General features: G+C 30.1%; 8 protein-coding genes and 1 pseudogene. All 9 read right to left on the bottom strand.

What is annotated here, in order from left to right; translation table 11 throughout:
* Window positions 1-109 (bottom strand): transposase (locus KGF45_RS18310; RefSeq protein WP_255647285.1); only part of this gene is annotated, 109 nt, incomplete at its 3' end.
* Window positions 110-111: 2 nt separating this feature from the next.
* Window positions 112-270 carry a hypothetical protein gene (locus KGF45_RS18305; protein WP_413926602.1) on the bottom strand — a complete coding sequence of 53 codons (159 nt, stop codon included), beginning with the start codon at window positions 268-270 and terminating at the stop codon, window positions 112-114.
* Between the two features lie 205 nt (window positions 271-475).
* Complete coding sequence (locus KGF45_RS18300) at window positions 476-1300, bottom strand: CPBP family intramembrane glutamic endopeptidase (protein ID WP_227828605.1); 825 nt, start codon at window positions 1298-1300, stop codon at window positions 476-478.
* A 103-nt stretch (window positions 1301-1403) separates the two neighbouring features.
* Window positions 1404-2201, bottom strand: a complete 798-nt coding sequence (locus KGF45_RS18295) for a MerR family transcriptional regulator (protein ID WP_227828604.1) — start codon at window positions 2199-2201, stop codon at window positions 1404-1406.
* A gap of 197 nt (window positions 2202-2398) precedes the next feature.
* A pseudogene (locus tag KGF45_RS20555) lies at window positions 2399-2467 on the bottom strand (hypothetical protein); the annotation flags it as partial.
* A gap of 506 nt (window positions 2468-2973) precedes the next feature.
* A complete protein-coding gene (locus KGF45_RS18290; protein WP_413926601.1) occupies window positions 2974-3828 on the bottom strand; it encodes an acetyl-CoA hydrolase in 855 nt (284 codons plus the stop codon).
* A 31-nt stretch (window positions 3829-3859) separates the two neighbouring features.
* Window positions 3860-4372: a DUF1097 domain-containing protein gene (locus KGF45_RS18285; protein WP_227828602.1), complete on the bottom strand. Its 513-nt coding sequence runs from the start codon at window positions 4370-4372 to the stop codon at window positions 3860-3862.
* 94 nt (window positions 4373-4466) lie between these two features.
* Window positions 4467-5423, bottom strand: a complete 957-nt coding sequence (locus KGF45_RS18280) for a flavodoxin family protein (protein ID WP_227828601.1) — start codon at window positions 5421-5423, stop codon at window positions 4467-4469.
* 26 nt (window positions 5424-5449) lie between these two features.
* The gene (locus KGF45_RS18275; protein WP_227828600.1) at window positions 5450-6838 is read right to left on the bottom strand and encodes an LVIVD repeat-containing protein; all 1389 of its coding nucleotides are present in this window, start codon (window positions 6836-6838) and stop codon (window positions 5450-5452) included.
* Window positions 6839-7096: the final 258 nt, after the last annotated feature.

Genomic DNA, 7096 nt, shown 5'->3' with positions numbered 1-7096 from the left:
TCCATTCTAGCAACTCCACTCCATAATTTGGGGAGATATCTACAAATATATCTTTTAGTCTATCTGATATAGAGTTATCTATTACTTTTCTTCTATATTTTATACACATAACTAAGTGATAGCGTAACAAAAATACTGAATGATTATTACTTCTATATTATTTTTTCTTGCTGTATCAATTAAATTCTCTACGTTTACTACAAATCCATGAAAATTATACAACTTTTCATTTGTTATTAGTTTTTGTGTATCAACAACCAATAAAACCATATCTATTCCTCCAGGTTCCTAAAACAATTTCTTTATATTTTATCATAACAGTAAATAATATCCTATAAATTTTTTATTTATAAAAAACCTACTAAAAATAGAATCAGATTTAAGAGAATGCTTACAAATATTTTTCACTTAAAATTAATTAATAAGTAAGGGAGAATCATATCACTCATTTATGACATGATTCTCCCTTACACTCTTAAAGAGTTTGTGTTGTGTTTTTAGAAAACTTTTTATATAGTGCATTTCTTGGATTTATAGCTATCAATACAATTGCAAATACCAAATATAATATTGCATAGTATTTTATAAGTTCTATTAAACTTCCACTAATTATCCCAATTAGAAAATTAAATAGTTGATGTATTATAATAGATACTAACAAAGTTTTATTTAAATTATAAAAAGTTGCCACTATAATACTAGTTGATATAATCGCAATCATAAAAAATATAATATATTTTATTAAATCAATCCCTGTAAATCCTGTTGTAAACCATATTGGTAAATGCCACATCCCCCACCAAAACCCTACTATTATTGATGCTTTTAAAGTAGAATGTTTTTTCTGAAGTTCACTTTGAACAAATCCTATCCAACCTAATTCCTCACCTAATGGACCTGCAAATAAATTTTTTAAGAATAAATATATAAACGCTCCCCATGATGAAACTGTGAAGCTAGGCATTATTCCATGATTTTTAGATGTTAATATAAGTATAACTACTATAGCTATTAAAACTTGTATACTAATTACTATAGATACTATTGAAAATTTAAATTTATTTCTAAATCTATCTTTTACATATACTAGAAATTTTTCATCTGGGTAAATTTTTTTAAATAATATCATAAATGCAAAAGTTGATGACCAGGCTGATATACACAAAGTAATGTCAGATACCACTGTTGGAAGTTTTAACATTCTAGTTGCTAATGCTAATAAAAAAAGTGGTAAGAAAATTATATTTGTTAAAATAATAAAACTTACTATAGGTCTTTTTAATGTTTTCTCTACTCTCATAAGAACCCTCATTTCAAATTAATATTTAACTGCTATATAAGTTATAATTGCTTATACAATGAGTTTAAACCTATGAGTAAGTCTCAGGTCAATGTTTTTTATATTATTTTTTTATAGGTGCATATATTTCTAAAAATATGCGTTCAAGCCCTTCTTCGTAAGTAGTAAGCAATATGTTAACATAGACTATTCCAAGTAAGTCATATCCATTTTCTATTGCTATTTTTCTTAATCGGTCTTCCACCTTATCATCAATATTTTCTCCTCCAGTTGACCATCTTCCATCTTCAATAATAGTATAAATGCAATTTGGATGAGCGAGAACTTCACCTTCTATGTTTTTGTCAAAGCCCTCTATTTCTTTTACAATTATAAACTTCTCTCCTGTTATGCCTTCTTGACTAAAACTTATTACTCTTCTTAAAGCAGTTAATGTAACTGCTTTTTTTAGACTTTCTGTATTCTCTCTTAAAGTTTCATATTCATCATATTCAGTAACACTTTTTATTCTACCCTTTACTTCTAAAGGTTTCATTTCTTTTATTGCGTATTTCCCAAAATATTTTTTAATTTTGTCACAGTCTTCTTTAATTAACTGAATCTTTTTTAAAAGAAGCTTTTTATATTCTATTTCTTCCAATATGATTTGTTCTTTCTCTTCTAGCAAAAGCTCTAAATTATTTATACTCTTGCTTTTCATTATTTCTTGAATCTTTTTAATTTCGATATCAATTTCTCTATAAAAATTTATCGTTGTAATATCATATATATCAAACTGATTATATTTTCTATATCCATTTTCATCATTTTTCTTAGGTTTTACTAATCCCTTGTCTTCATAAAATTTTAGTGTATCTCTAGATATACCTAAAAATTTAGATACTTGTCCAATTGTATACATTGTATTCTCCTATTATTGATATATGCTCTTTATGTTCATTAAATTGCTTCCTATTAACAATTCCAGCATCTTCTAAATCTCGAATTGTCAAAATCAGCTTAGTATTTCTTAATCTTTGGAATTACTCTTTTTATTTCTCCAAAACATGAGTACACCATTTCTCATCTAATAATTCTAGTACATTTTTAACTGAGTATTTATCTATTTTTACCTCTATTATCAGTAAGAGATTCTTGTCCATTAGCTTTATATTTCCTAAGCCAAGTGTAAACTTGTTAATATGATAAGTTATAAATATTATCTTGTCTACATATTTCTAATAATAATACTTTACTTACAATATATTCTTGCACATATTTAATTTTTATTTCAAAAGATTTCCTAGACATAAAAATATTCCCTTTATTCTAACAGTTTTATTATTTCAACTGTCTACCATAAAGGGAACATCTTAATCTTTAAATACACTCTAAATTCTTTTTTAACAAATATTATCAATTTATTCTAATGCTGTTATTTCATATTTATTAGCCTTATTTATCATCAATATAAATATAAAACTACATATAACAGCTATAACCATTACTATAAATGTTGAATAATTAAGAATATCACCTAAAAATTGAAATCAATCCAACAACTTGTAGCTATTGTACTTGCTGATACATATTGTCCAACTTCAATTGCCACACCACTTACTTGAGATACTATGGCTAAACCGGATGCCTATAATAGTCATTGTGCACCACTTGCTTGTTATGAATTATAATTTTTATCTCATTGGAATATATCCACGATACTGTGAATATGCATCCATAGTTGCTATATCGCCTAAGAATACTGATGCAATATTAAATTGCGGCTTTAAATATGGGAACTCTTCTTCTTGTGCCCATTCTGGCTTTTTGATAAATGATTTTGTCCCTTCAACCACAGCTTTATACCATTCTTCTTCTCCTTCAAACCATAGTTCTACTACACGATCAAAGGCAGTTGCTCCATAGTTAATCATAATTTTACTACTTACAAAACGATTAACATAACAGCAGTTTATAAAGTATGGAACTACTTCATCATAGAACCATTTTTCTCCTTCTTCTTTAGAAATGCCATCTGGATACTTAATCATAAATTGCCAGCGATAGTTTGGTCCATCTTGTACAGTACGCCCTTTTCCTCTAAAATCTTCTTCCCAGTTTATTGGAACAAAAGCAAATATAAATGGTGGACATCCGTTATCCCCACCTACTGCACGTCCTGCATCTCCACTTTCTGCATTCTCATGAACTTTTTTATTCTCCACATCTGGTATACACCCTTGCCAACGGAGAACATCCATAGGCATGTATTCTGTCATAATTCTATTTGCCATTTCAGGCATATGTTCATCTACAATCCAATAGTGCTCTGTTAATTGCATCTTACGTACACCAAAACGTTCGCCTTCATCTGGTGTAGGATACGCTTGATAAAAAGCATATTTAGTACAATATGGTCCAAAATTACTAATACTATCTGGAATATGGTAGCGATATAACCAGTCCATTAATTTAGGTCTATACTCTTCCTTAGCAAGTCCTACATATATTAAACTTCTCATTATTTTAAATTCAAATCCCATAAACATTCTCCTATAATCAAATTATATTCACATGCTTTCAATTTCCCGTTTTTTTATCTTTCTTCAAAATACACATAGTAAATAAATCTACACCTGCTCCTACATACCACACTCCTACTACCATAGCCACAGCAATTTGAATATAAAGACCTTGTAAGTTAATAATACTTTCACCTGTCATAATAGTTAGACCTATGGCCCAACCACAAAGCCATGCTGGTAGGAATATTATTTTTTCAAATAAAGATGCAATTATAACTGCAAAAAATCCTAATATACTAAGAGTTAAAAATAATTCTAGGTTTGGATTGAAATTCATACACTCCATAATTAAAATGGCCAAAACTGCCCATAAATCTCCACACCAAAAACCGAACATTATTTTTAATCCATCTTTTCGTTTATTACCATTTGTTACATATAGTCCTGCACAAATAAGTGCTACAGCTCCAGTTTTTATTCCTATATAAGGTGCTAACACTGCCCATAAAGGAGGTAGTAAAGCAATCCCTATAGCTAGTGTTAATATTTCTTTTTTCTTTCTATCCATTTCCTATATTATAATTAATAGCTTCTATAGCTTGCCTCATTCCCACCAACCTCATTGCTATTGGATTTGCAATCATAGATACTATAAATTTTAATTATTCTCCTAATGAAAGTTCAACATGCTTTTCTTTTGTTGATGGTTCTATAAAATTGTAAGCTGTTTTTCTTTCTTTAAATTCTGGTGTTTTACGAACTTCTGCATAATGGCCTTCCATTTTCTTAATATCATCACCATGTATAAACTTGCCTGCTAAAGTATCATGAGCATGACCTAATTGTTCTTCTTGGAAACTAAATACAGTTTTTCCACTTGCAGTATCTAATTCTCCAACTATACCACATAGAGCACATATTGATTTTTTAGTACCTGGCTCAAGATAGAATAATCTATTATTACAATGTGGACAGACTCCTTCTTCTCCTTGGTATAAAGCTTTGTCAAAATCTTTTGCTGCTTCAACTATGTTTAAACCTATTTGATGAACTTGAGCAAGTTTTGAGTCATCCATTACTAATTCCTTTGCCCATGGGAACCAAGCATTATCTATAACTTTCCACATTGGTATTAAGGCTAGCATAGCATGCTCACATTGAACTCTTGTACCCCAGTCTGATCCTCCTATTCCCATGAATGATATTACTTTATCATTAAGCATTCTTGGGTCTGGAATTTTTCCTCCTGTAGCTTCTGCAACTTTTGTTCCTATAATATTATTTCCTCTATCTGCTCTTGGTCCAAAACGATCCATTATAGTATGGAATAATCCTGATGCTCCTTCTTCAAAGATAGGGTCTGAAACTACTATCCCATCTGCACCTTTCATTTTGTCAAGTAACCATTCAAAATCATCCTTTAATACACACATACTACCTTTTCCAGATAATAAATTCTTAACACATGCACAACATCCAGTACAATGTTTAATGTTAAGAGATGACATTTGAATAAATTCTACTCCAGCTCCTGCTTCTTGAGCACCTTTAAGTGCCACTTTACACATTGTGTCATTATTTCCATTTTTTGTTCCAAAAGAAATACCTAGTATTTTCATTTTCAACTCTCCCTCTTTAGCATTTATTAATATTCTTTCATTTTTAATATATAGAATCCATCATCTAAGGCATCTATGATGATGTAACCTCTATCATCAACAATAAGATCTTCTGTTACTGCCAAGCGTGGTCCAGGGAATCCTGGGAAATAAGATTCTTCTGGTGTTTTATTTGGATTTGGTGGTATAAAATATGCTAACTCTTTGATGTAATATGGATCTGATACATCATAAACCCTTAATCCTGCATGGAAATAACAACAATATACTCTATCTCCTCTTTGCTCTAGCCATGGTTTATTATCCATTGGCTCATGAAGGTTATGTGGTCCAAATGGCCCTGGTTTTCCTAGCCCTGCAACATTAAAGTTAGGATATGGGAAATCCTTCGGTACTTCAGGATATGGGAATTGAGCAATTAATGTTGGTCTTGTTGGATTACTAACATCAACCATATGTATATTATTCATGGCTTGAACATCTGTAATATTCTCTGGCTTAAAAAATTGGAAACGTTCTCCCTCATTTTGCACAACAACTAAATCTCTTTCTGGTAATGGTAGTGCTGTATGAGTTCTTGCTCCTGCAAGTCTACTAGAAAATGCAGGCATAAATGGTAATTCACCTAAACATCTTGGTCTTGTTAAATCCTCAACATCTAGTACAACTAAACCTGCTCCACCATAACCACAATATGCTTTTCCATCTCTTACAAATGGAGGTCCATGAAGCCATCCTTTATCCATAAATTCTGGACAATGAGCTGCCCCTGGATCAAAAGTTCTATTTGGATATCCATCTGCATATTGGTCTGGTCTCCACCACTTACCTATTTCCACTGGATTAGTTGGATCTATTATATCTATGACTCTATAAATCAAACCTTCAAAACCAACACAATCACTTGATAAATGGACATATCTTCCACCATTATACATAAATCTATGGACACCCATTACATGCTTTAATCCACAATCCCAGTATCCTAAAAACTTAGGATTTAAAGGGTCTTCTTTTAAACTATATATTCTAATTCCTGCTTCGCACTTAATACTTGCTAATTTAGCTTGGTCAACAAGTGCTCCTGGTCCACTTCCACAGCTCATAGCTACTATCATTAAATCATCTGCTATTTGAATTTTTGGAGTTGTTGTTGTAGGGTACTCTTTTGGATCTAACATTTGAAAATGTTTTATAAAGTGTGGATTATAAGGATCTGTAACATCACTAATCATTACTCCATTTTTTTTGCTTCCTCCAAAACAACATCCATATAAATAGTATTTTTCATCTCTTTTGTACAGAGCCATTTGAAACATTCCACAAGTTCCATCTAAGTCATTAAAGGAACAAACTTCAAGGTTTTTAACATATCCGTTATTTCCTTTTCCTTTTGCGTAAAATTTATCCTCCATTTTTTCTCCTTTCTCATTTAAAATATTATTAATTGGTATACTTTCATTTTATGGGACAAACTTACTTAAATCCAATATCGTTTTCATGGGAATATATAAGTTATTCTTATTAATAAGTTTATAAAATCTAGTATAAAGATATGTTTAAAACATATATTTTTATACAAATATTTTCCAATATTCTTTAAAAGTAAATTTTCTTATACTATAATAAGTTTTAATTATATATAAACAATGTTTACAAACAATCAAGTTTAA

Origin of the sequence: Clostridioides sp. ZZV14-6154 (genome assembly GCF_020657785.1) — a bacterium.
GTDB lineage: Bacteria > Bacillota > Clostridia > Peptostreptococcales > Peptostreptococcaceae > Clostridioides.
The sequence above is the reverse complement of the archived record's forward strand: the minus strand, read 5'-3'. Positions and strand labels throughout refer to the sequence as shown.